Genomic DNA, 22,784 nt, shown 5'->3' on the forward strand with positions numbered 1-22,784 from the left:
CGCGGGCTCACTCCACCCAGTGCTGCTCCGACAGGATGCGGTAGCCCGTCACCGTGTCGACGTAGAACTTGACCTGGATGCCGCCCCAGGGGCCCTTGCCGTAGCTGATGAAGCAGCCATTGAAGGTGCGGCCAGCGGTGCGTGCCTGGAGCTCCGCCAGGCCGTCCGCCATGAGCGTGTCCGGCAGCGGCTCGTTGCGGTCCGCGTAGCCCACCGTGCCCTCAATCTCCTGGTAGACCTCGGTGCCCGTGGCCAGGTTGGGGCGGACCGTCCAGTTCTGTCCCGCGGGGAAGAGGCTGGGGTCGATGCCGAAGCAGGACGCGCTCTGGAACTCGCCGTTGCCGTGCGCACCGTCAATCACGTCCTGGATGTCGAAGTCCTGGCTCAGGCGGGACGTCCACAGGCTCTCCTCCTGCGCGTTGATGGCCGCGATGAGCGCCGTCAGGGCGTAGCCCTGCGTGGCCGCGTTGCGGAGGTTGCGCAGGCTGACCGTGCCGACGCCGCTCACCTCGGAGATGGCCTGCGCCGACGTGAAGGGCCGCAGGTTGAGGAGGTTCGTCGCGCCATTCCACGCGTACGGCAGGACGGCGTACAGCGCGCTGCTGTCAATGGTGTTCACCAGGTGGACCAGGGCCGCGGCGTCATCGGTGGAGAGCGCGAGCTCGTCCAGGACGCCGGCGCAGGTGCTGCCAACGTAACCCAGGGTGCGGGCGCCGTCCTCGATTCGCGCCAGGCGCGCCTGGCTGATGCCGCGGACCGCGGACACCTCCACCAACGTGGAGAAGGGCGCCGTCGCGCGCTGGCTCACGAGGCTCTGGGCGACGTCGCTGGGAAGGTAGGTGCTCAGCGTGGACAGTGGCTCGGTGTTCACGAAGGTGAGCAGGCCCTGGCACTCCGGCGCCACGTCGACATCCGTGGTGGTGAGCGGCGCCTCCTGGCGCTCCGTGGACGGGGCAGGGGACTCGGACTCGGCGCTGGTGGGACCACAGCCGACCATCAGGCTCGCGGAGAGAAGGGCTGGAGCAAGACGACGCATGGATGATTCCTCCTGGAGGGTACTGCGGGGGGACGAGCCTCCATACACCAGGCCCCTGACTCGCCGTTCATCCTTGAAATGGTGAGAAGGTCGTGTTCACGAGAAAGTCATCATCACGCCTGTCCATGGCCGGGGGCGCACCCCGGGCGCCGGTGGGGCCTCCACGGTCGGTGCGGGCGCTGTGGCTAGCGCGCCGGGTTGTCCACGCTGGCGCGGGCCCGGTCGCATTCCTCGCAGCCCGCATCCGCCGGGCAGAGGAAGACGAGCGGGTCGGCCCGGAGGTGTTCGACCACGACGTTCACGATGTCCCGCGCCTCGGCGAGCTTCGCGTCGGCGCGCCCCACCTTGCCCTCGCGCAGCAGGCCGCGGGCGCGGAGCCAGCCGTCGGCGCGCTGGAAGCCCTGACAGCAGTGGTCCGTCTCGGCGATGTCCACCGTCCGGGCAACGCCATCCACTTCGACGACGCAGGGGTGGGTGACGGAGTACGGCACGGGGGCCAGGGCCTCCGCGAGGTGGAGGGTCGTGTTCTCGCCCTGGGTGACACCCAGCAGGAGCACCTGACCGCCCAAGTCATGTGCCCATCCCACGGGGCTTTCAGGGCCATGTGGTGGTGAGAGCGGCTGGGGGCGGCAGATGTCGCGCGCGCGAGGCCCCACGGCCGCGAAGGAGCCGCCAGGGTGGGTGCTGCGCAGGACGCCGGGCTGCCTCCAGAAGAGCTCCGCGGTGATGCCCATTCCTTCCGTGGGCGTGCGCTTCGGGTCGAACACGCCCTCGCCATCCGTCATGGTGGGCATGACCAGCGTCCCCGCGTCCCCCAGCGCCGCGCGCAACGCCTGGATGAGGCCCAGCGGTCCGCCTTCGACCGGGCGCACGGCCTTGAAGGACGTGTGCACCACGAGCACGCCGCCCTCGCGCACGCCGAGGTCCCGGAGTTGCCGCACCAGTTGCTCGCCACGGACTTCGCTCACGTCCTGGGTTATCGCGCGGCCTCGGGCCCGCCGCAATCGATGGCGACAGCGGAGCCCATCCAGTGGAGCGCGCCGGAGTCACCCCATGGCGCTTCGTGCGCTGAGGGCGGCCGGCTCAGGTGCGGACGTCGCGCACCAGCCCCAGCCGGCGGAGTGCTCGGATGGCCCACCACCCCAGGTCCAGCTCGTGGGGCTCCTGGCCCATGCGCGCGGAGCCTGGGAAGGCGTGGTGGTTGTTGTGGAAGCCCTCGCCGAAGGACAGCACGCCGAGCACCCAACTGTTCGTGCCGCTCTCCGCCGCGCCAGGCAGGGTGTAGCGCCGCTCGCCCCAGACGTGGGCCGCGTAGCCCACGGCCCAGTGTCCGAGGATGCTGGCGGCGGTGCGGGCGCAGACGCAGAGGGCGACGGCCTCCGGGCCCAGCGCCGCGAGCACGACTCCCGAGAGCCCGAGGACGTGCAGGGGCCACGTCCGTTCCAGGAAGCGCAGCCACGGGTCGGTCAGCACATCGGAGGGAAGCCGCACCAGCGTCCGGCCGTCCGCGGGCTCGAAGCGCAGGTGCAGGTTCCAGCCGAAGTCGCGGACCATCGAGTGCCCATAGGCGAAGTAGCGCGGGCAGTCGGGGCGGCTCTGCCAGTAGTCGCGCACCGCGTGCAGGCGCGTCCACGACAAGGGGCCACCCAGCCCGCTCAGGACGAAGAGGTAGGCGAGCACGCCTCGGGTGAGGGGACCCGCCTCGTAGGTGCGGTGGATGACGCCGCGATGCAGTCCCACCGAGTGGCCCAGGCAGAGGGTCGCGACGGTGAGCAGGAGCGACACCGCCACGGTGGTGGGCGTCGCCGCTGGGAGGCCCACGGTGACGCCAGGAATGAGCATGGCCCAGAGCCACAGCGTGCGCGCCGGGTCGAAGCGCAGCGTCCCGACCTCGGGGGGCACCAGGTGGGCCTTGGGTGCCTCCGGCCCGTGGGCGCGCCCTTCCGTCGGAAGGGGCGCGGGGTGCTCCAGGAGCGTGGCGCTCATCGTGGCACCTCGTCCGTGTCGCTCGGCTCCGCCTCACCGAAGAGCCCCTGTCGGCACAGGACGTCCGCCCTCAGGACCACGCTCCCTGCACCCGGGAGCCGGAGCGCCAGCGAAGCGGGGAGCAGCACGCGCGACAGCAGCGCCACCAGCCCCCCGGTGGCGCGCTGACCCGGGCTCTTGTCGAGCAGCCACCACATCAGCACGGCGAGGTGCGCGACGTAGAGCAGCCGCCCCAGGGCCTTGACGACAGGTGCGCTTCCCGGTGCGTCCGTCGCGCCCGCCACGGCTTCTTCAAAAGCGGCCTGGACGCGCAGCCGGGAGAACGCCGTCTGGGGCGCGAGCACGCCGTCTTCGTCCCCACCCACGAGCACGGGAGCCAGGGCCTTGAGCACCTCATGGTGCGGTCCGAGCACCTCGAGGCTGGTCCGGAGCGCGAACGAGAAGCGCTCCCGCCAGGGCCCCGACGGCAAGGCCGCGGCCCGCGCCGCGTACGCCGAGGACAGCTCGTCGTAGAGCGCCAGGAGGATGGCGCGCTTGCTGGGAAAGTACCGGTACAGCAGCCCGACACTCACCCCCGCCTCCTTCGCGATGTCCCGGAGGTGGGTGGCCTCGTAGCCGCGCGTGGAGAGGGACGCGAGCGCGATGGCGTACAGCCGTTGGCGCGTCTCCTGGCCCTGCTCCGTCCGGCCCCTGGGGCGTCCCCGCTTCCGTCCCTGGGTGGCGCCAGCCTTCTCCCTCGTGCCCATGACCTCCCCCTTGATTTAGGTGAACGAGTTCACTTAATTAAATGCCCGGGGCCTGTCGGGGCGCAAGCAAATCCGTGAGCCGCTCCGTTGCCGCCAGACAGGGCGACGGCATCAGGGGACGCTGGGCACCGGGCGCGCGCGCACCACCTTCCCGCGTCATCTGCGCATGGAGCTGCCCCCATGCAGCGCGGGAGCTTCCTCCGACTCACGGCGACGAGCAGTGGACTGCGCGTCCTGGGCCCGGGCTTCTGGCGCTCCGCGTACGGGACGCCTCGCTACCAGGGACACGTGCCGTGGTCGGTGACGAAGCTGCCCGTCGCCGACAACGGCAGTTGGACCGCCCGGAGCACGCGCTCCGCCCCCTCGTCCGTCGTCAGCGTGCCGGCGTGGCCGTTGAGGTCGGTGGCCACGAAGCCGGGGTTGACCACAGTGACGACGATTCCCTCCTCGCGCAGCTCGTTGGCGAAGCCGACCGTCAGGGCATTCAAGGCCGTCTTCGACGAGCTGTAGGCGAACGCCGGCCAGCGTGACAGCCCCTGGCTGGGGTCCAGTTGGAGCGTCAGTGAGCCCAGCCCCGCGCCCACCATCACCACGTGGGCGCCGCGCGCCGCGCGCAGCAGGGGGAGGAACGCGGCCGTGACGCGCAACGGGCCGAAGACGTTGACGTCGTAGGTGGCGCGCATGGCGTCCAGCCGCACGGTGCTCGGCGCTCCGTCACCCTCCTTCACATAGATGCCCGCGTTGTTGATGAGCACATCGAGCGAGGGTGTCTGTGACGCGATGCGGGCGGCCGCCGCCGCGACGCTGGCCTCGTCGGTGACGTCCAGCGCGATGAAGCGGACGTCGCCGGCGCCTGCCTCCTCGAGCGCCGCCACGGCCGCGCGTCCCCGGGCTTCGTCACGGCTCCCGAGCCACGTCGTATATCCGTGTGCCGCCAGTTGCCGGACAACCGCGAAGCCAATGCCCTTGTTGCCGCCTGTGACCAGTGCCGTCTTGCCGGTGGAGTCCATGGGCGCAATATGTGGGCCCGGACCTGGACTATCCATCATCAGGCGTCCGGACTACTTTACGCATCGTCCATGAGCTGGCTGCGCGGCGACCCCATCGATGACGTCATCCAGTTGCTGCGTCCGCGGACGGTGGTGTCGGCGGAGCTGAGGGCGGCCGGGCGTTGGGGCATCCGCTTCCAGGGCTACCCTCACGTGAAGTTCGGCACCGTCGTGGCCGGGCACTGCGTGATTCTGCTGGAGGGCCAGCGCAGGGTGGTGCGCTGCGAGGCGGGGGACGTCTACCTGCTGGGCAACCCACCGCCCTATGTCATGGCCAGCGACGCCACGGCGCCACGGCTGGAGGCGCATGCCCTGTTCAGCCGCGTGACGGATGGCGTGGTGACGCTGGGCGCTGCGGGCACGGCGCCCGCGACGCACATCGTCGGGGGGCACTTCGTCTTCGATGCGTCGAATGCGCACCTGCTCATGCGGGCCCTGCCTCCCATCCTGCGCGTCCCCGCGGCGTCAGCGGGCCCGCTGCGGGAGCTGGCGGGGTTGCTGGTGCGCGAGCTGGCCTCGGCGGCGGGCATGTCCCGTTCGGCCTTCGCCGCCCGCTTCAAGCAGCTCGTCGGCCGGCCACCGCTCGACTACGCCATCGGGTGGAGGATGGACCTCGCGCGGGACGCACTTCGTACGACGGAGCGCACGGTGGGCGAGCTCGCCTTCGCGTTTGGCTATGAGTCGGAGAGCGCTTTCAGCACGGCCTTCCGGCGCGTCGTGGGCATGTCGCCCAGGGCTTATCGTCAACGCGCGCGAACGAGCGCCGTCCCGCCGGGGAAGGCGCTCGCCGAGTAGGGCAGCCTGGGCGCCTGGGGTTCATCCCGCATTCTCGGATTGCGGGAGAATGAGCTCTTGAGAGCGAGGAGGTCACTTCCTGCTCCAGGCTGGAAGTCGGAAGACATTGGATGCTGCCTTACGAAGAATGTCTGTCTTGTCTGTTTTGACGTGGCGAAAAGGGCAGGTCTGGAACACCGGAAATTCCCATGTGGTCCAATGACTCGAAGGCCGGATGGCTCGGGCCTTCTTGTCTGGAATGAGCCTGGGAGGATTCCATGAAGAATGGCCATGCGGAGTGGTTCGCCTTGTTCGCCGGTGTGGTGCTGTTGACGGGCTGCGGACCCGCCAATGACGAAGCGATGCCCGCGGTCGACCCGGCCGAGGAGGGCGTCTCCACGCCGGGGATTCCCTCTGAGTACCTCGAAGAGGGTGGGGTGGAGAGCGCCGCCATCTGCTGCAACGTCAGGTGCAGCGGCAAGTGGTACGGCCCCTTCCGCTCCGTCAATTACGACCTGTGCGCGAAGTTCGGCCGGTATCACTGCCCGCAGCGGGGGCTCGTCTATCAGGGATACGACTGGCGCACCTGCTGACCGGTTTGGATGAACAGACAAAGCGAGGAATGACGTCATGGAGAATCAGATGAAGAGCACGTTGTCGCTGATGGTGGGGGCGCTGTTGTTCATGGGCTGCGGCGGCCCGTTGCCCGAGGAGGCGCAGGAGCCGCAAGACGCCATCGCCATTCCGGAGCAGTACCTGAGTCCGGAGGACTCCAGCGCCGAGGGCGGGGAGGTCAACGCCCTCATGGCCTGTTGCTACTTCCGGTGCTCGGACAACCTCTTGAGAGGGCCGTTCCCCAACGTCGTGGAAGGGAACTGTCGCAATTACGCGAAGTACCAGTGTGCCCGGCGCGGGCTCGGCTTCGTGGGCGCGAGCTGGAGGGATTGCTAGGAGCGTGTTGCTGTAAGGGGCAAGGGGCCGGGTGACGTGCGCCCTGCAGCATATGGGCCGCCTGCCCCTCTCCCGGCAGGGGGCGCCCGTGGAAGGAATGTTCGTTCCACGTCCGCCCTTCGCGGGCGGACGCCCCTCCTGCTACGTGGCCCCCATCGCGCCGTGCAGCTTGCGGAGGTTGTGGGTGAGACAGATGAGCGCCCACTCGCCGCGCGCCTTCTCCAGCCCGCGCAGCAGCAGTTGCCGGAAGCCTCGCCCCTGCTTGATTTGGCCGAAGGGCGGCTCGGCCGCCACCTTGCGCCGGGCGTACACCTGGCGGCCCTTTTTCGTCCTCAGCCGGCGCGCCATCCACTGCTTGAGGCTCAAGTCTCGAGGCCTCCGCCCCCGCACTGGCGGGGGCTGCACCCCATGCTTGAGTCGGCCGGTGGCGATGTACGCGTCGACGCCCATGCTCGCCGCACGCACCACGTTCTGCTCGGAGAAGTAGCCGCTGTCGGCTGTCACCGCCCCGGGCACCTCGCCGCAGTTCTCCACCACCTGCTCCAGCAGCGGCAGCAAGTGCTCGACATCCGGCGGCTGGTTGGTAAGCGCCTGCGCCACGATGATTTGGTGCGCCTCGTCCACGGCCGCCTGCGCGTTGAAGCCCTGAATGAAACCGTCCTTCGTCTTCTGGATTCGGCTCTCCGGGTCGGTGAAGTTGCGCTGGGCCTTGGGGGTGGGCTTGCCGTCCTTCTCGGTAGGCACCCGGTGCTCGGGCAGGGGCGTCGGCCCAGACGGCGGCTCGTCGTCCGAGTCCTTCTTCTTCTGGGCCTCTTGCGCCTCATGGGCGGCCCGGGCTTCCGCCTCCAGCTCCGCCTTGGCCTCGCGGATTTTCGCCAGCCGCGTCTCGGCCCGCTGCAACTCCTTCGGCAACTCGTCGCCTCGCCTCAGCTTGCCGTAGAGTCGGTCCTCCGCCGCGTCCGCCTCCTCGGCCGCCTTCAGCAGCGCGGCCACCTTCTCGGCCAACTCCTTCTCGCGCTGCTGCATGCGCTCGTAGCTCATCGCCTTGTGCTTGCTGGCATTCGCCTTCAGCTTCGTGCCGTCCAGCGCCACGTGCCCCAGCTTCACCAGCCCCGCCTTCTGGCACAGCGCCAGCACCTGCACGAAAAGTCCCGCCAGCACGTCCAGGTGCTGGCGACGGAACTCGCTCACGCAGGTGTGGTCCGGGTGCTGCCCCGCGGCGATGACTCGGAAGGCGACGTCCTCGTACGTCTTCTTCTCAATCCTGCGCGAGGAGGCCACTCCCACGCAGTAGGCGTACAGCAGCAGCCCCACCATCATCCGCGGGTGGTGCGGCGGATAGCCACGCAGCTCCCGCTCATACCGGGCCAGCAGCGGCCTGAGGTTCAGCTCCGCCACCGTGTCCAGGATGAAGTACGCCAGGTGCCCGGCCGGCAGCCAGTCTCGGGGCGAGGGCGGCAGCAACTCCGACTGCTCGGGTGCGTAGGGGCGGAAGACCTTGCTCATGCGTAGGCAAGCGCATCACGCCCTTGCCTACGCCTCAAGTAGGTTCTTGCCGTTACTCCAACACGCTCCTAGCGCCACCGCTGAGCTTCCACGCTCCCGCCCAGCCTGGGCGGGAGCGGGCCACGCGGACGTGGTGCTCCAGGTACAAGGCGCTTTCTGACGGACGATGCCTTGGATGAAGCCCCTGCGGTCGCTAAGAAGGCCGGGCTGCAAGCGGATGCCGGACACAGGAGACCCAAGGGCATGCCTCCAGACCGAATCAACCGCGGTGATGTCTTCTGGGTGGCGCCTGATGATTCGCGAGGCCCGGCTCCGAGCTATTCGCACCCCCACGTGGTGGTCCAGGACGACGTCTTCAACCATTCACGCATCACCACGGTGGTGGTGTGTGCGCTGACGTCGAACCTGCACCGGGCCAGCGAGCCAGGGAACGTGCTGCTCGAGGCGGGAGAGGCGAACCTCCCCAAGCAGAGCGTCGTCGTCGTGTCGCAGATCTCCTCGGTCGACAAGACCTGCCTGGGGGAGCGCATCGGGTCTTTGTCCGATGCCCGGGTGGAGCAGATTCTCGCCGGCTTGCGCTTCCAGCAGGTGTCGTTCTTCAGGAGACCGTGAAGGAAGGTGGGAGTCTGGCTCGGCGGCGCTCAACCCCCAGCGGCCACCAGGCCCGAAAGGTCCCTGACGATGCGTCCCTCCACGATGGGCACGCAGTCGCTCGGGCACTCGGTGGTGAAGCGCAGGCCCAGGTCCTTCGCCCGGTGGAGGAAGCCGTCCAGCGCTTCGAGGCAGGCGTTGGGGATGTCGTGCAGCACCATCAGCGTGTGGGCCCGCGCCGCGCAGTCCGCGAGCGCCTTCTCCGGCCAGCCCTTGGGGTCCAGCCAGTCTCCGGGGACGCTGTTCCAGAGGACGCAGGAGTAGCCATGGGCGCGCAGGTGGCCGACGGCGCGCTGGCTCAGGAGATGAGGGCCCAGCTTGCCGCCCCCGCCGAAGGGGCGGAACCACTTCGGCGCGGGGACGAGCGGGGCGAGGAGCGCGTCGGTGGCGACAATCTCCGCCTCCACCGCGTCCGGGCGCGGGTCCTCCCCGAGCGGAACGGCGTGCGTGAAGGAGTGGTTGCCGATGACGTGTCCCTCGTCGCGAGCGCGCGCGACGAGGCGCCGGCCTTCCTCCGTGACGAGGTGCTTCCCCAGCACGAAGAACTGCGCGGTGATGGCGTGCGACGCCAGGAGGTCGAGCACCCGAGGCGTCACGTCCGGGTCCGGCCCGTTGTCGAACGACAGCGTGAGGAGGCTCACCGGAACACGTTGTTGGAGGTGCGGTCCCCCGCCAGCCAGCGGGCCAGTTCCTTGTGGGCCCTGGCGCGGCGGGCCTGCACGAGCTCGGGCTTCACGGCGTCCGGGCTGTCGTAGGTGAACTCGACAATCATCCCGTTCGGGTCCTTCACGTAGAGCGAGCGGCAGTAGCCGTGTTCGAGCACGTACATCCCAGGCTCCGTGTAGCCTGCGGCCCGCAGGCGCTGCTCGATGCCCTGCTGGGCCTCGAGCGTGACGTCCAGCGCGATGTGGTGGAACGGCGAGTCCGGCATCTTCGGCCCGAAGAGCGCCTGGTCCTCCGGCTTCTCGAACTGGAAGAACGCGAGCGCGCTGCCGTCGGCGAGCTCGAAGAAGGTGTGACAGTAGGTGCGGACGGCGCCGAACAGCTCGTCGGATTCGCACCACGTGGCGACGAGCGGAAGGCCAATCAGCTCCTCGTAGAACCTCCGCGTCGCCTCCAAGTCCTGCGTCACGTAGGCCGTGTGGTGAAGGCGGCCGGGCAGCTTCGCTTGCGTGGACATTCGTCCTCCCTGGGGTGGGTCTCGACGGTTCGAACCTACTTCGCCGCGTTGACGACGGGATTGCGCAGGACGCCGACGCGCTCGACGGAGACCTCGCACACGTCACCAGCGCGGAGGAATCGCGGCGGCTTGCGCGCGGCGCCCACGCCGCTGGGCGTGCCCATGGCGATGACGTCTCCTGGCTGGAGCGTCATCGCCTCGGAGAGGTCCGCGATGACGGTGGCGACGTCGAAAATCATGTCCGACGTGGTCGCGTCCTGGAGGAGCTCTCCGTTGACGCGCATCTGGATGCGCAGCCCGCGGGCGCCTTCGGGCAGCTCATCGGGCGTGACGAGCTCGGGACCCAGGGGGCCCGTGCCGTCGAAGTTCTTCCCAATCGTCCACTGGTGGGTGCGCTTCTGGTAGTCGCGAATCGAGCCGTCGTTGAAGAGCGTGTACCCGGCCACCCACTCCAGCGCGCGCTCCTTCGGGATGTCGCGCCCCGTACGGCCCACGACGACGGCGAGCTCGGCCTCGTAGTCCAACTGCTCCGAACAGGTGGGCACCACCAACGGCTCCTCGTGGGCGAGCAGGCTCGACGGGAGGCGGGTGAAGACCACCGGATGGCGAGGCGTCTCGTAGGTGGCCTCGGACGCGTGCGCGACGTAGTTCAGCCCGAGGCACAGGAACTTGCCCGGCTCCGGGAGGAGCGTCCGGTAGCGGAACGCCGAGGGTGCGAGCAGGAGCTGTTCGGGCGCCTCCGCCGCGCGGTGGGCCAGGATGGCCAGGGCCTCCGGACCGCGCTCCAGCAGGGCCCGCAGCGAGCTCCCCACCGTGGCGTCGAGCGCCGTCACGTCAACCATCCCCCGCGCCGTTTTCACGCCCAGCGCGGGCGTGTCCCTCACGAGAATCGAAGCAATCCGCATGGTGTCGCTGGTCTCCCTCGTCCGCGCCAAGGCTAGCCGCGGGGAGGGCCTCGCTCAACCGAATGTCGACAAAATGCATTTTGCATCCAGGGTGACGCCTTGTGTCAATTTTGAGTGGTGTCGTATAGGTCCTTCGTCCACTCGAGGAATCAATGGCTGCTCCCTCTCGCATCCGTGGTGGCCCGGTGTCCGAACCCACGCTGGCGTCGGCGGTCCTGGACCGGCTGCGCGGCGACATCCTGCATGGGCTGTTGGCGCCGGGCGAGAAGCTGCGGCTCGAGCACCTGGCGCCGCGCTATGGCGTGGGGCGGACGCCGCTGCGTGAGGCGTGCTGTCGCCTGGCGTCCGAGGGGCTCGTCACCATCGAGGACCAGCGCGGCTTCCGCGTGGCGCCCATCTCCCGGGCCGACCTGCTGGATCTGACGCGGACGCGGCAGCAGCTCGAGCCGCTCGCGCTTCGCGCGGCCATCGCGCAGGGGGACATCGCCTGGGAAGGCGAGGTGGCGGCGGCCCTCCACCGGCTGCAGCGCCGCGCGCCGGCTTCGGGGAGCGGGACGCTGGATGACACCTGGGAGCAGGAGCACGCGCGCTTCCATTCGGCCCTGCTGAGCGCGTGTGGCTCGCCCTGGCTCCTCAAGTTCCACGCGACGCTGTTCGACCAGACGGAGCGCTACCGCCGGCTCGCCCAGGCCTACGGCAAGGCCGGACGGCACGTGGAGAACGAGCACGCCGCGCTCGTGAAGGCCGCCCTGGAGCGCGACGCCGAGCGGGCCTGCGCGCTCCTGACGGAGCACATCGCCCGGACGACCGAGCTGGTCCTCGCCGCCCACCCTGGGCTGCGCGCGGAGACGCCCGCGCCAGGAGCCCCTTTGCCGACAAAAGTCCGGGGCCGCGGCGTGAAGGATTGACGCCCCGCCACCGGGGGCGTACGGCTGCGGGCGACATGATTCGCACGTCCTTCGTCGAAGGTGCAGGTGGCGTCCGGTTGGCGGTGAGTGAGTCGGGGCCGGCGTCAGGCGCTCCGTCCGTCCTCTTCGTGCATGGCTTTGCCCAGAGCCGTCAGAGCTGGAGCCGGGTGCTCCAGGGTGGCCTGTCCCGGAATCATCGGCTCGTCGCGCTCGACCTTCGTGGACATGGGGACTCGGACAAGCCCGAAGGCGAGGCCCCGTATGTCGACGGCGCGAACTTCGCCGGGGACCTGGCGGCGGTCATCCGGCAGCTCGGCCTGGAGCGGCCCGTGGTGGTCGCCTGGTCCTACGGTGGCGTCGTCGTGGGGGACTACCTCCGGCACCACGGCGATGAGGCGCTGGGTGGGCTCTTCTTGGTGGCGGCGTCGCTCAAGACGGGGAAACCCGCACGGGCCCTGTTTGGTCCGGGGATGATGTCGAACGCGCGTGGCCTCCTCTCGGAGGACGCGGACATCTACGCGGCCGCCGCGCGCGCCTTCGTCGAGGCGTGCCCGGCGCGGAGCTTCCCTCCGGCCCTGGTCGACGCGAGCGTGCAGCTCATGCAGCGCGTCCCGGTGAACGTCCGGCGCGCGCTCCTCTCGCGAGCAGAGGACTATTCGGCGGAGCTGGAGCGCTGCCGCCGTCCGGTGGTGACGCTTCATGGTGAGCTGGACCAGGTGGTGCTCCCGGCCATGAGCTCGGATGTGGTGCTGGCGAGCGTGCGGCAGGGCCAGAGCGCCTGGCTCGCCGGCGTGGGACACGCGCCCTTCATCGAGGCGACGGCGGACTTCGAGGCCGTGCTCGAGACGTTCGTGGTGGCCGCGCGGGGCTGAGGCGCCGCGCGCCTGGTGACCCGAGACACCAGGTGGTGCGTGCCGTCATCGGCGAGGGCCGCATCCGCTTTCTTTCAAGTCACTGATTTCCTTGAGGCAGGTGGCGTCTCGCTGTCTTTGGATGGCGGCTCAGGTGGTGGCATGTGTCCTGCTTTGCGGCAGGGCACGTCACGCGCGGCCGGCACGAACGCCCCTCCACTCGCCGGCCTCAAGGAGTCCGCCATGTCCATCCCGCTCCTCAGCCGTTCGTGCAGCTCGCTGCCCCAGGTGGGCGTTCCGTATGTCCCCTCGGCTGCTTCGCCCGCGCCGGACGTGAAGGGCACGCAGGCCTCTCCGCCCCAGCGCGATGCGTGGCAGAAGCTCATGACGGATGCTTTCGAGCCGGCTGCGCGCGGGCAGGGCGTCAACCTGAGTGGTGTGTCTTCCGCGCCCCGGGCGGCCTCGGCGTCCCACGTCAGTGACGCGGGCCCTGGCTTCGGCGCTCCGTCCAGCGGGGCGGTGTACAACGCCAGCCAGCCCTGGTTGAGCGTGAACAACGTGGGCTCGCCCTACAACAGCAACATGCAGCTCATCTCCCCGGAGCAGAAGAGCCAGTTCAAGTTCACCAACACGTTCACCAACACCACGGGGCAGCCGCAGACCATCACCCTGTGGAACAAGGTGGGCGAGAAGGGCGGCCCGAACGACGGACAGAACTTCGACAAGAGCACGCCGAAGACGTTCACCCTCCAGCCCGGCCAGTCGCAGATGGTGGCGTTCGACAACAACAGCAGCGTCGCGTGGTGCATGTCGAAGGACGGCTCGGCGAAGCCCGGCGCGAACTCCGGCCAGACGTGGGGCGAGGCGACGTTCGGCAACGCCGCCACGGGTTGGAGCGGCTACAACACCAGTCAAATCACCCCCGCGGGCCACACGGGCAGCATGTCCATCACCAATGAGGCCACCGGCAAGACGGTGACGGAGGCCAACGCCTGGCAGACGCCCTCCGACGACCCTGCGGGCCGCGACGTGGGCGTCCCCGCCGGCCCGATGCACCTGCGCACCGTCCTGAGCTGAGCGCGGCCTGCACGGACCCTGGCGCGTCGGCGCCTGGCGTCGCCGGCCCCGTGCTCACGGAGCTCCAGCGGTAGTCCGCTGCTCGCGCGGTGGTCCCGTCGCTTCTAGCGCAGCGCCGCGAGGGCCGCGCCGACCTTCGCCACCGTCACCGACACGGGCGTCGTCACCTCCGGAGCGAAGATGGCCACTCGGAGCTCCTCGAAGGTCCACCGGAGCTCCTGCGCCGCCTCCTGCTCACGCACGGTGGCGTACCTGGTGAGGAAGGTCTCCCACAGGGGCGTGAAGGGCGCGGCCTTCCCTGCGTCCTTGCCGGGGTTCGCCACCGCACGCGCCAGCCGTGCCTGGGCCGCGCGGAGATAGCGCGGGTAGTGCAGCAGGCGCGAGAAGGGAATCCACTCGATGAGCTTCGCGGGGAAAAGCTGCCCGAGCTGCGAGCGGATGTCCCGCACGGCCGCCGCGCCGCTCGGCCCCGTGGATGCCGCCTTGAGCGCGGCGAGCGTCTTGGAGAGCTCCGCGGAGGTGACGACGACGGCGTTCGCCCAGTCCCGGGCCGCCTGCTCGATGCGCGGTGAGCCGTCTCGGAGCAGCGCCTCGAAGGCCGCCTTCGTGCGGGGCAGCGGCGCGCCCGGCGCGAGCTTGAACGCATCATCCACGCCGCGTGCGAGGACGAGCGCCCGGAAGGCGTCCGCCTGGCCCCGCGCGGGCGGCGCGCCGTTCAGGGATGGGAAGGGCGGCGGCATGCGCGCGGCGCTGACGGCCACGTGCCCGCGCGCGGCGAGCATCAGGAGCCGGCGGACCCCCGCGCGCGTGGCCGCGTCCGCGGCGGCGGAGGTCTCGAGCAGCACCAGGTCCACGGTGGCGCCCCGGTCGACGAGCGCGGGATGGCTGCGGACCTCGAGGTTGCCGATCCGCCGGGTGACCACGGCGGGCAGCTCGCCGAAGGTCCACGCGGTCAGCCCCTTGCGCTCCCAGTCCGAAGCCGGGGCCGCGCTGCGCAGCGCCGCCCGCGCATGGCCCCCGTGCTGCTTGAGCAGCGCGTCGACGTCGCGGCCCCGCGCGAGCTCCTTTCCCTTCTCGTCGAGCACCCGGAGCGTGATGCGCAGGTACGGCACCACGGCCTCCGCCCGGAAGGACTCCTCGCTCACGTCCACGCCGCACAGGCGGGACACCGCACGCACGAGCGCTGGAATCATCGGCCCGCGGAAGGGCTCCAGTTCCTTCGCGAGCAGGTCGACCAGGTCCGGCAACGGCCCAAGCTGCTTGCGCTGGGCGCGGGGGAGCTGCTCGAGCAGGGCGGTGAATTTCTCCCGCTGCCAACCGGGGATGGTCCAGTCGAGCTCACCCGGCCCCATCTGGGCGAGCAGCAGCAGCGGCACGCTCAGGGTGATGCCGTCGTCCTCGGCCGAGGGGTCGAAGGTGTACGTCACCGGCACGGACGCGCCGTGCAGCTTGAGGGCATCCGGGTAGTGGGCGGGGGACAGGCCCGGGTCGTGCGAGAGGGCATCCTCCATCGAGAGGACGAGCACGTCGGGGTCGGCCGCCTCGGCCTTGCGACGCCAGACCTCGAAGCCCGCTCCGTCCGTCACGTCCGCCGGGACGCGCTTGTCGAAGAAGGTCAGCATCGCCTCGCTGTCGAGCAGCTCGCTGCGCCGGGCCTTGTCCCGCAGGCGCGCCACGCGCTCGAACACCTGGCGGTTCTTCTCCTGGAACGCCCCCCGGGTGCGGTACTCGCCCCGCACCAGGGCGTGCTCGAGGAACATCAGCCGTGCTTCGGCGGGGTCCCTGCTGGCCAGGGGCACCGGGCGCTCCCTGAAGACGGTGAGCCCGAAGAGGGTCGCGTTCTCCTTCACGATGGCGCGCGCGGACTTCTCCGACCAGTGCGGGTCGGAGTAGCTGCGCTTGAGCAGGTGGGGGGCCGCCGCGGCGAGCCACTCCGGGTCGAGCTTCGCCACGGTGCGCGCGAAGAGCTGGGACGTCTCCACGAGCTCGAACGCCATCACCCAGGCAGGGGGCTTCTTCGCGAGCGCCGACGAGGGGTGCACCATGAAGCGCGTCTGCTTCGAGCCCGTGTAGTGGCGCTGCTCCGGGTTCCACTGGCCGATGCGCGACAGGAGCCCGGTGAGCAGCGCCTGGTGCAGGACGTCCCCGCGCGCCGGGGCGCCCCGGCCCTTGCGCGGCAGGCGCAGCTCGCGGACGGTCTCCTCGAGCTGGCGCTGGACGTCCCGCCACTCGCGCACCCGCAGGAAGGACAGGAAGTTGTCCCGGCACACGCGCCGCAGATGGGACGTCCCCCGGCCCTCGGCCTCGCGGACGAAGGCCCACAGCTTGAGGAGCCCCGTGAAGTCCGAGTGCTCGTCACGGAAGCGCGCGTGCAACGCGTCCGCCTTCTGCGCGAGCTCCCGTGGCCGCTCGCGCGGGTCCTGCAGGTTGAGCGCCGCGGCGACGATGAGCACCTCGTCCAGGCACCCGTACTCGACGCCGGCGAGAATCATCCGCGCGATGCGCGGGTCCACCGGGAAGCGCGCGAGCTGGTGCCCGAGCGGCGTCAGGGTGCGCTCCTTGCCCTCGATGGCCCCGAGCTCCTCGAGCACCCGCCAGCCCTCGGCGATGGCCTTCGGCTGGGGCGGGTCGAGGAAGGGGAAGTCCTCGACGTCACCGAGGCCAAGGGACTTCATCCGCAGGATGACCCCCGCGAGCCCGGTGCGCTTGATTTCCGGGTCGGTGAAGGCGGGCCGCGTGGTGAAGCTCACCTCGTCGTAGAGGCGCACGCAGATGCCCTCGCGCACGCGGCCGCAGCGCCCCTTGCGCTGGTCGGCGCTGGCCTGGGAGACGGGCTCGATGTGCAGGCGCGTGGTGCCCGAGCGTGGCTCGTAGCGCGACAGGCGCGCCACCCCCGTGTCCACGACGTACACGATGCCCGGGATGGTGACCGACGTCTCCGCGACGTTGGTGGCGAGGATGACCCGGCGCTGGGGGATGGTGGCGAAGACGCGCGACTGCTCGGCGGCCGACAGGCGCGCATACAGGGGCTGCACCACCGTGCCGCGGAGCTCGCGCGCGTTCAGGGCATTCTCGGCCTCGCGAATCTCCCGCTCCCCGGGGAGGAACACGAGGACGTCCCCGTCCGGGTCGAGCGAGATGACGTTCGCCACCGCATCTGCGACGGCGTCGGCCAACTCGGCGTCCTCGGGGGGCGGCTCGTAGAGCACGTCCACGGGAAAGGTGCGGCCCTCCACCTGGATGACCGGGGCCTCTCCGAAGAACTGGGAGAAGCGCTCGGTCTCGATGGTGGCCGAGCTCACCACCACCTTGAGGTCGGGGCGCCGGGGGAGGATGCGCTTGAGCCACCCGAGCAGGAAGTCGATGGTGAGGCTGCGCTCGTGGGCCTCGTCGAGCACGATGGTGTCGTAGCGGCGCAGGAGTGGGTCGCTGTGAATCTGCGCGAGCAGGACGCCGTCGGTCATGAACTTCACGGCCGTCTGCCGGGACGAGCGGTCCTCGAAGCGAATCTGGTAGCCGACGTCCGTGCCCAGCTCCGTGCCGAGCTCGCGTGCCACGCGCGCCGCCACGCTCGTCGCGGCGATACGCCGGGGCTGGGTGACGCCAATCTGGCGCGGGCGGCCGCGCCCCATGGCGAGCAGGATTTTCGGAAGCTGCGTCGTCTTCCCCGAGCCGGTGGCCCCCGCGACAATCACGACCTGATGGGCGCGAATGGCCGCGGTGATGTCCTCCACCCGGCTCGAGATGGGGAGCTCAGGGGGGAAGCGCAGGGTTGGCAAGCCGCCGGGGGTGGGGACGGGTGAGTCGCCGGACATGGCGGCATGGCCTATCATTGAAGGGCACGTTTCGCCCCTGACGAATCGCGTGGCCGCCTGGCTCCAAGGCGGCGAGGCGGCTCACCGCGCGCGCGTGGCCACCGCCAGCGCGGCGGGAATCGTCGCCCGCATCAGCTCCACGAACTTGCGGAGCCGCGCCGGATGGAACCGCGCGTGTGGATAGAGCAGGTACATGGGCAGGGACGCGGCCCGCCACTGGGGCACCAGATGCACGAGGCGGCCCTGCGCGAGGTCCTCCTGGAGGAGCCACGCCGAGGCCACGCAGACGCCCAGCCCCTTCAGCGCCGCGCTGCGGATGGCGTAGAGGCTGTCCGTGCTCAGTCTCGGCTGGAAGGTGATAGGCTGGACCTCGCAGGTGTCCACGTGCGTCAGTGAGAGCTCATTGCGGTAGAAGGTGCGCAGCGACAGCCAGGGCAACCGGGCGAGCGCGTCAGGATGGATGGGGGGCGAGCTCCCACCCAGCACCGAGGGCGCGGCCACGACGATGCGGGGCACCTCGGCCACGCGGATGGCCACGACGCTGGGGTCATGGACCTCGCCGACGTGAATCGCGCAGTCGATGCCGTCCGTGATGAAGTCCACCGCCCGGTCGTGCAGCAGCCATTCGACCGACACGCGCGCATGGCGGTTCAGGTACTCCGTCAGCGGCTCCACCAGCAACTGCTGTCCGAACGCATGGGGCACCACGACGCGCAGCGTGCCCTCCGGCTCGTTGCTCGCGCCGCGCAGGTCGGCCTCGAGCAATTCCCAACTGGCCAGCAGCTCCTTCGCGCGTTCGTAGCAGCGCGCGCCGTCTTCCGTGAGCTTCATCGCGTGGGTGGAGCGCTGAAGCAGCCGCAGCCCCAATGAGCGCTCCAGCGCCTGGAGCCTCCGGCTCACCGTTGGCTGGGTGGTGCCCAGTTGGGCCGCGGCGGAGGACAGGCTCCCCGCGTCGACGATGCGGATGAACGTCTGCATCAACTCGAGCCGGTCCGCGGTGGCTGGCGCGCTGGCGGTGCGCCGGGGCGTCCGCCCTCGGGGCGTGCGTGAGCGGGCGGGCTTGGACGGGCGGGGCAAGCGGGGCACCTCGGGGCTGCTTTATACGCCCAGCGTATATCCGCTGTGCGAGCCGCGCTACTACCAGCGCGGCGCCCTCTGGAGCACGTTCATCCCGACTCGCATCACCCAGGATGAACGTCATGTCCTTCATTCGCGCCGTACATGGAAACGCGGGAGCCAGCATCAGCCACGGGGGCAGCGCGCCGATGTCGGGAGCCCTGCGGTTGCTGCTGGCCGTGAGCGCCGGTGTCCCGGTGGCCGCGCTCTACTACAGCCAGCCCATGTTGGGCGTCATCGGGGCCTCCACGAGGGCTTCGGACGCCGTGGTGGGCTTCCTCCCCACGCTCACCCAACTGGGGTACGCGCTGGGCATCCTGCTGCTGACGCCGCTGGGAGACCGCTTCGACCGGCGCCGCATCATCCTGGTGAAGGCGGCCCTGCTGAGCGTTGCGCTGCTGCTGGGCGGCCTTGCTCCGGGCATGAGCCTGCTGCTGGTCATGAGCTTCGCCGTGGGCCTGACGGCCACCGTGGCGCAGGACATCGTTCCGGCCGCGGCGACGCTGGCGCCCGAGCGCGAGCGCGGCAAGGTGGTGGGCACGGTGATGACGGGCCTGCTGCTGGGCATCCTGCTGTCCCGGGTCGTGGCTGGCGTGGTCGCCGAGCAGTTTGGCTGGCGTGCCATGTTCCTCATCGCCGCGGGCAGCGTGGCGCTGATTGGCGTGGCGGCATGGCGTGGACTGCCTCGCTTCCAGCCCACCAGTACGCTGTCATACGGGGCCTTGCTGGGGTCGCTCGCCGCGCTCTGGCGCCGGTATGGCCCCTTGCGCCGGGCGGCGTTGGCGCAGGGCCTGCTCTCGGTGGGCTTCAGCGCGTTCTGGTCCACGCTGGCGGTGATGCTGCACGGCGCACCCTTCCACCTGGGGAGCGCGGCGGCGGGCGCCTTCGGCCTGGCGGGCGCGGCGGGAGCGTTGGGGGCTCCGGTGGCGGGCCGTTTCGCCGACCGCTTCGGCCCGGAGGTCGTCACGCGCCTGGGCGCGGGGCTGACGGCGCTCTCGTTCGCCACGATGTTCGCGGCGCCGTGGCTGGAGCCCCATGCCCGGCTGTGGCTGATTGCCGGCAGCGCGATTGGCTTCGACCTTGGCGTCCAGATGTCGCTGGTGGCGCATCAGACCATCGTCTTCGGCATCGACCCCGCGGCGCGCAGCCGGCTCAACGCGGTGCTGTTCGTCGGCATCTTCATCGGCATGTCCGTGGGGGCGGCGAGCGGCAGCCTCGTCCTGGCCCGGTGGGGATGGGCGGCGGTGACGGTGCTGGCGACGGGGGCGGCGCTGGCGGCACTGCTGGTCCGCCTGGCTCCAGCGGGACGCGTGGCGCGCTGACGTGAGGCGCCACCGCGCCGTGGCGCTTGGACTGCGCCCCACTGGCTTTCAGTAAGCGGGTGTCCCTTCCTGCGTTCGCATCGTGGCTTCCACCTGCCGCTGGAGCTTCTGCAACCGGTCGAGCTTGAGCTTCAGTGCTTCACGCAGGTCGCGCTCGTCGGTGTGGAGGACCTCGTCGCGCAACTGCTCGGCGCTTTCGGCCAGGCAGGCGTGCAGGAGGTGAAGCTGCTGCTGGGAGAGTTCCAGGACCATGGGGCACCTCTCTGTCACCGGAACAAGTGTAGTGCTCGCGCACCCGCCATTCAGGGCACGACCGTGCGGCCAGGGGTGGGGGTGGCTGGTGCCGTGCCAGCCGGGGTCCAGCGCTCCGGAGCACCGCGCGGCGCCAGGAGGCCGCGCGGTGCGAGCTGCTGGACTGGAAGCGGCGCCTCTTGCTGCCGAGGCACCGCTTCCGGGAGACGGCTACCGCAGCGCGATGAGCGAGGCCACGAGCAGGGACACGACGCTCATGACCTTGATGAGGATGGCCACGCCCGGACCGGACGTGTCCTTGAACGGGTCGCCCACCATGTCGCCGACGACGGCGGCCTTGTGGACGGCCGAGCCCTTCGCGTGGCCCGGCAGCTTGCCCTTCTCGATGTACTTCTTGGCGTTGTCCCACGCGCCACCGGCGTTGGCCATGTAGAGGGCCATGGTGGCGCCGACGACGAGCGCGCCGGCCAGCAGGCCCGCCAGGGCGCTGGGGCCCAGCAGGAAGCCCACGAGCGGCGGGGCGACGACGGCGACGATGCCCGGGAAGATCATCTCGCGCAGGGCGCTCTTGGTCGCGATGTCGACGATCTTCTTGGGGTCCGGGTCGGCCTTGAGCTCCATCAGGCCCGGAATCTCGCGGAACTGGCGGCCAATCTCCTCGACGATGGCGCCGGCCGCGCGGCCCACGGCGAGCATCGTGGAGGCGCCCACCATGAACGGGAGGATGGAGCCCAGCAGCAGGCCCACGATGACGCGCGGGTCCGTCAGCATCAGGCTCATCTCCGGCAGACCGCCGGCGATGCGCGTGTGGTTGACCTCCAGGTTGAAGGCGGAGAAGAGCGCGATGACGGTGAGCGTCGCCGAGCCGATGGCGAAGCCCTTGCCGATGGCCGCCGTGGTGTTACCCACCGCGTCCAGCTCGTCGGTGATGGCGCGGACCTCGGGGCCCAGGCCGGACATCTCGGAGATGCCGCCCGCGTTGTCGGAGATGGGGCCGTACGCGTCTACCGTCATCACGACGGCCGTGCCGCCCAGCATGCCCACGGCGGACAGCGCGATGCCGTACAGGCCGAGCGCCTGGTCCGCGATGTAGGCGACCACGGCGATGGTGGCCATCGAGATGCCGACGCTCTCCATGCCCACGGCGAGGCCGCGGATGAGGTTGGTGCCCGCGCCCGTGATGGAGGCCTCCGCGATGCGCTGCACCGGCCGCGCCGACGTGTAGTAGTCCGTGACCAGGCCGATGATGGCGCCGCCGAAGGCGCCCGCGGCCAGCGCCGCCGTGATGGCCTGGGACAGGCCGAAGACCTGCATCATCACGAAGGACAGCCCCACCAGGATGACCGGGGGCAGGATGAGCGCGCTGCGCAGCACCTGCGCGGGGTTCATGTTCTTGAGCGCGCGCGCGATGAAGATGCTCAGCAGGCTGACCACCAGGCCCACCGCGGACAACACCAGCGGGAGCACCACGCCGGCCACCTTCGCCGTCCCTGCCGCCGCCGGGTCCACGACGAGGCGGGAGAGCTCCGTCGCGTTGGCCGTCAGCGCAATGGCCATGGCGGCGACGATGGCGGCCACCATGGACTCGTAGATGTCCGCGCCCATGCCGGCCACGTCACCCACGTTGTCGCCCACGTTGTCGGCGATGACGCCCGGGTTGCGCGGGTCGTCCTCGGGGATGTTCTCAATGACCTTGCCGGCGATGTCGGAGCCGACGTCGGCGGCCTTGGTGTAGATGCCGCCGCCCACCCGCGCGAAGAGCGCGATGGAGCTGGCGCCCACGGCGAACGAGTGGAGGATGGGGGAGAGCTGCGCGTGGCCCTGGAACGCGTAGTACACGCCGCCCATGCCCAGCAGGCCCAGACCGGCGACGGCCAGGCCCATCACCGCGCCGCCGTCCAGGGCGACCAGGAGGGCGTTCGGCTTCGAACCGCCGCGCGCGGCCTGCGCGGTGCGCACGTTCGCGTACGTCGCGGCCTTCATGCCGATGTAGCCGGCCAGCAGCGACAGGAACGCGCCGAGCACGAAGCTGCCGCTCGCGAGGGGCCCCAGCGCCAGGCCGATGAGCACCGCGATGACCGCGCAGTACGCCGCGAGCACCTTGTACTCGCGCACCAGGAAGGCCATCGCGCCTTCGCGGATGTAGCCCGCGATGCGGTTCATCGTCGCGTCGCCCTCAGGGAGGGACTTGACGCGGAAGTAGAAGACCGCAGCGAAGAGCAGCCCCACGGCGCCGACCACGCCCGGTGCGATTGCCCAGAAACTCGACTCGAGACTCGACAACTCCATCCAATCCTCCAGAGCAGTCCCGGGGGGCTTTTGACCTCTCCGACCGAGTCGCTCGTGTGCCGCGAAATTTGTAGGGTGCGCGTATAGTTGATTTCAGCGCAATCTGGGAGTTTCCTAGGCGCGCCCTGTCAGGTTGGGAGATTGGACGAGGATGTGGGCTGGTGGGTCACCGCCCCAAAGCACCCCGGCCGCTCCCGTGCGGGACGGGCTCCTGGGGGACGGAGTCGTGCGGTGGAGATTGCCGCCTTCCTCCCAAGTGCCCGGACTCCCTCATGATTTCATCCGGCGCCCGGATGAGGTCCGCTCGGATACCAGGGAGTTCCCGCTATCTGTCGTAGACCTACAGGCATCGTTTGAGCTGCGCGCGTCT

21 protein-coding genes are annotated in these 22,784 nt (G+C 70.2%); 8 read left to right on the top strand and 13 right to left on the bottom strand.

From position 1 onward, the window contains the following. Positions 1-7 precede the first annotated feature (7 nt). From MYMAC_RS08905 to MYMAC_RS08925, 5 genes are all read right to left on the bottom strand, one after another. Positions 8-1,036, bottom strand: coding sequence for a hypothetical protein (locus MYMAC_RS08905; protein ID WP_239989430.1), 1,029 nt, complete (start codon positions 1,034-1,036; stop codon positions 8-10). 185 nt (positions 1,037-1,221) lie between these two features. Continuing rightward, on the bottom strand, positions 1,222-2,004 hold the full coding sequence (locus MYMAC_RS08910) for an AAC(3) family N-acetyltransferase (RefSeq protein ID WP_095957763.1): 783 nt from the start codon (positions 2,002-2,004) through the stop codon (positions 1,222-1,224). Between the two features lie 115 nt (positions 2,005-2,119). After that, complete coding sequence (locus MYMAC_RS08915) at positions 2,120-3,022, bottom strand: acyl-CoA desaturase (protein WP_095957764.1); 903 nt, start codon at positions 3,020-3,022, stop codon at positions 2,120-2,122. Next, positions 3,019-3,768 (bottom strand): TetR/AcrR family transcriptional regulator, encoded by a 750-nt coding sequence (locus MYMAC_RS08920; protein ID WP_095957765.1) that lies wholly within the window; start codon positions 3,766-3,768, stop codon positions 3,019-3,021. Before MYMAC_RS08920 ends, MYMAC_RS08915 begins: the two co-directional genes overlap by 4 nt. Before the next feature lie 275 nt (positions 3,769-4,043). Further along, positions 4,044-4,778: an SDR family NAD(P)-dependent oxidoreductase gene (locus MYMAC_RS08925; RefSeq protein WP_095957766.1), complete on the bottom strand. Its 735-nt coding sequence runs from the start codon at positions 4,776-4,778 to the stop codon at positions 4,044-4,046. Positions 4,779-4,847: 69 nt separating this feature from the next. Between MYMAC_RS08925 and MYMAC_RS08930 the strand changes: the two genes are divergently transcribed. From MYMAC_RS08930 to MYMAC_RS08940, 3 genes are all read left to right on the top strand, one after another. Beyond that, the gene (locus MYMAC_RS08930) at positions 4,848-5,612 is read left to right on the top strand and encodes a helix-turn-helix domain-containing protein (RefSeq protein ID WP_095957767.1); all 765 of its coding nucleotides are present in this window, start codon (positions 4,848-4,850) and stop codon (positions 5,610-5,612) included. A gap of 257 nt (positions 5,613-5,869) precedes the next feature. Further along, the gene (locus MYMAC_RS08935; RefSeq protein WP_095957768.1) at positions 5,870-6,184 is read left to right on the top strand and encodes a hypothetical protein; all 315 of its coding nucleotides are present in this window, start codon (positions 5,870-5,872) and stop codon (positions 6,182-6,184) included. Positions 6,185-6,221: 37 nt separating this feature from the next. Then, a complete protein-coding gene (locus tag MYMAC_RS08940) occupies positions 6,222-6,542 on the top strand; it encodes a hypothetical protein (RefSeq protein ID WP_095957769.1) in 321 nt (106 codons plus the stop codon). Between the two features lie 141 nt (positions 6,543-6,683). Here the strand turns inward: MYMAC_RS08940 and MYMAC_RS08945 are convergent, their stop codons facing one another. Beyond that, entirely contained in the window at positions 6,684-8,048 is a 1,365-nt protein-coding gene (locus tag MYMAC_RS08945) for an IS1182 family transposase (RefSeq protein ID WP_095957770.1), read from the bottom strand. 243 nt (positions 8,049-8,291) lie between these two features. Here MYMAC_RS08945 and MYMAC_RS08950 point away from each other — a divergent pair, with 243 nt between their 5' ends. Continuing rightward, on the top strand, positions 8,292-8,660 hold the full coding sequence (locus tag MYMAC_RS08950; RefSeq protein ID WP_095957771.1) for a type II toxin-antitoxin system PemK/MazF family toxin: 369 nt from the start codon (positions 8,292-8,294) through the stop codon (positions 8,658-8,660). A 29-nt stretch (positions 8,661-8,689) separates the two neighbouring features. On the opposite strand, the gene MYMAC_RS08955 is transcribed toward MYMAC_RS08950, so the two are convergent. From MYMAC_RS08955 to MYMAC_RS08965, 3 genes are read right to left on the bottom strand one after another with little or no spacing between them, the layout of a single operon-like run. Next, entirely contained in the window at positions 8,690-9,340 is a 651-nt protein-coding gene (locus MYMAC_RS08955; protein ID WP_095957772.1) for a polysaccharide deacetylase family protein, read from the bottom strand. Continuing rightward, positions 9,337-9,879 (bottom strand): VOC family protein, encoded by a 543-nt coding sequence (locus MYMAC_RS08960; RefSeq protein ID WP_095957773.1) that lies wholly within the window; start codon positions 9,877-9,879, stop codon positions 9,337-9,339. Before MYMAC_RS08960 ends, MYMAC_RS08955 begins: the two co-directional genes overlap by 4 nt. A 35-nt stretch (positions 9,880-9,914) precedes the next feature. Next, positions 9,915-10,784 carry a fumarylacetoacetate hydrolase family protein gene (locus MYMAC_RS08965; protein ID WP_095957774.1) on the bottom strand — a complete coding sequence of 290 codons (870 nt, stop codon included), beginning with the start codon at positions 10,782-10,784 and terminating at the stop codon, positions 9,915-9,917. Positions 10,785-10,936: 152 nt separating this feature from the next. Here MYMAC_RS08965 and MYMAC_RS08970 point away from each other — a divergent pair, with 152 nt between their 5' ends. From MYMAC_RS08970 to MYMAC_RS08980, 3 genes are all read left to right on the top strand, one after another. Further along, on the top strand, positions 10,937-11,692 hold the full coding sequence (locus tag MYMAC_RS08970; RefSeq protein WP_095957775.1) for a GntR family transcriptional regulator: 756 nt from the start codon (positions 10,937-10,939) through the stop codon (positions 11,690-11,692). A 35-nt stretch (positions 11,693-11,727) separates the two neighbouring features. After that, positions 11,728-12,564: an alpha/beta fold hydrolase gene (locus tag MYMAC_RS08975; protein WP_170114719.1), complete on the top strand. Its 837-nt coding sequence runs from the start codon at positions 11,728-11,730 to the stop codon at positions 12,562-12,564. Positions 12,565-12,786: 222 nt separating this feature from the next. Beyond that, positions 12,787-13,620, top strand: a complete 834-nt coding sequence (locus MYMAC_RS08980; RefSeq protein WP_170114720.1) for a hypothetical protein — start codon at positions 12,787-12,789, stop codon at positions 13,618-13,620. 104 nt (positions 13,621-13,724) lie between these two features. Here the strand turns inward: MYMAC_RS08980 and hrpA are convergent, their stop codons facing one another. Beyond that, positions 13,725-17,435, bottom strand: coding sequence for an ATP-dependent RNA helicase HrpA (gene hrpA / locus MYMAC_RS08985; protein ID WP_095957777.1), 3,711 nt, complete (start codon positions 17,433-17,435; stop codon positions 13,725-13,727). 81 nt (positions 17,436-17,516) lie between these two features. Continuing rightward, entirely contained in the window at positions 17,517-18,512 is a 996-nt protein-coding gene (locus MYMAC_RS08990; protein ID WP_239989431.1) for a LysR family transcriptional regulator, read from the bottom strand. Positions 18,513-18,634: 122 nt separating this feature from the next. Here MYMAC_RS08990 and MYMAC_RS08995 point away from each other — a divergent pair, with 122 nt between their 5' ends. After that, complete coding sequence (locus tag MYMAC_RS08995) at positions 18,635-19,873, top strand: MFS transporter (RefSeq protein WP_095961536.1); 1,239 nt, start codon at positions 18,635-18,637, stop codon at positions 19,871-19,873. Between the two features lie 48 nt (positions 19,874-19,921). Here MYMAC_RS08995 and MYMAC_RS09000 read toward each other — a convergent pair whose 3' ends face one another. Further along, positions 19,922-20,125 carry a hypothetical protein gene (locus MYMAC_RS09000; protein WP_095957779.1) on the bottom strand — a complete coding sequence of 68 codons (204 nt, stop codon included), beginning with the start codon at positions 20,123-20,125 and terminating at the stop codon, positions 19,922-19,924. 210 nt (positions 20,126-20,335) lie between these two features. After that, a complete protein-coding gene (locus MYMAC_RS09005; protein WP_095957780.1) occupies positions 20,336-22,414 on the bottom strand; it encodes a sodium-translocating pyrophosphatase in 2,079 nt (692 codons plus the stop codon). Positions 22,415-22,784 lie beyond the last annotated feature (370 nt).

The sequence above is a fragment of the Corallococcus macrosporus DSM 14697 genome (assembly GCF_002305895.1).
In the GTDB taxonomy this organism is placed as follows: domain Bacteria; phylum Myxococcota; class Myxococcia; order Myxococcales; family Myxococcaceae; genus Myxococcus; species Myxococcus macrosporus.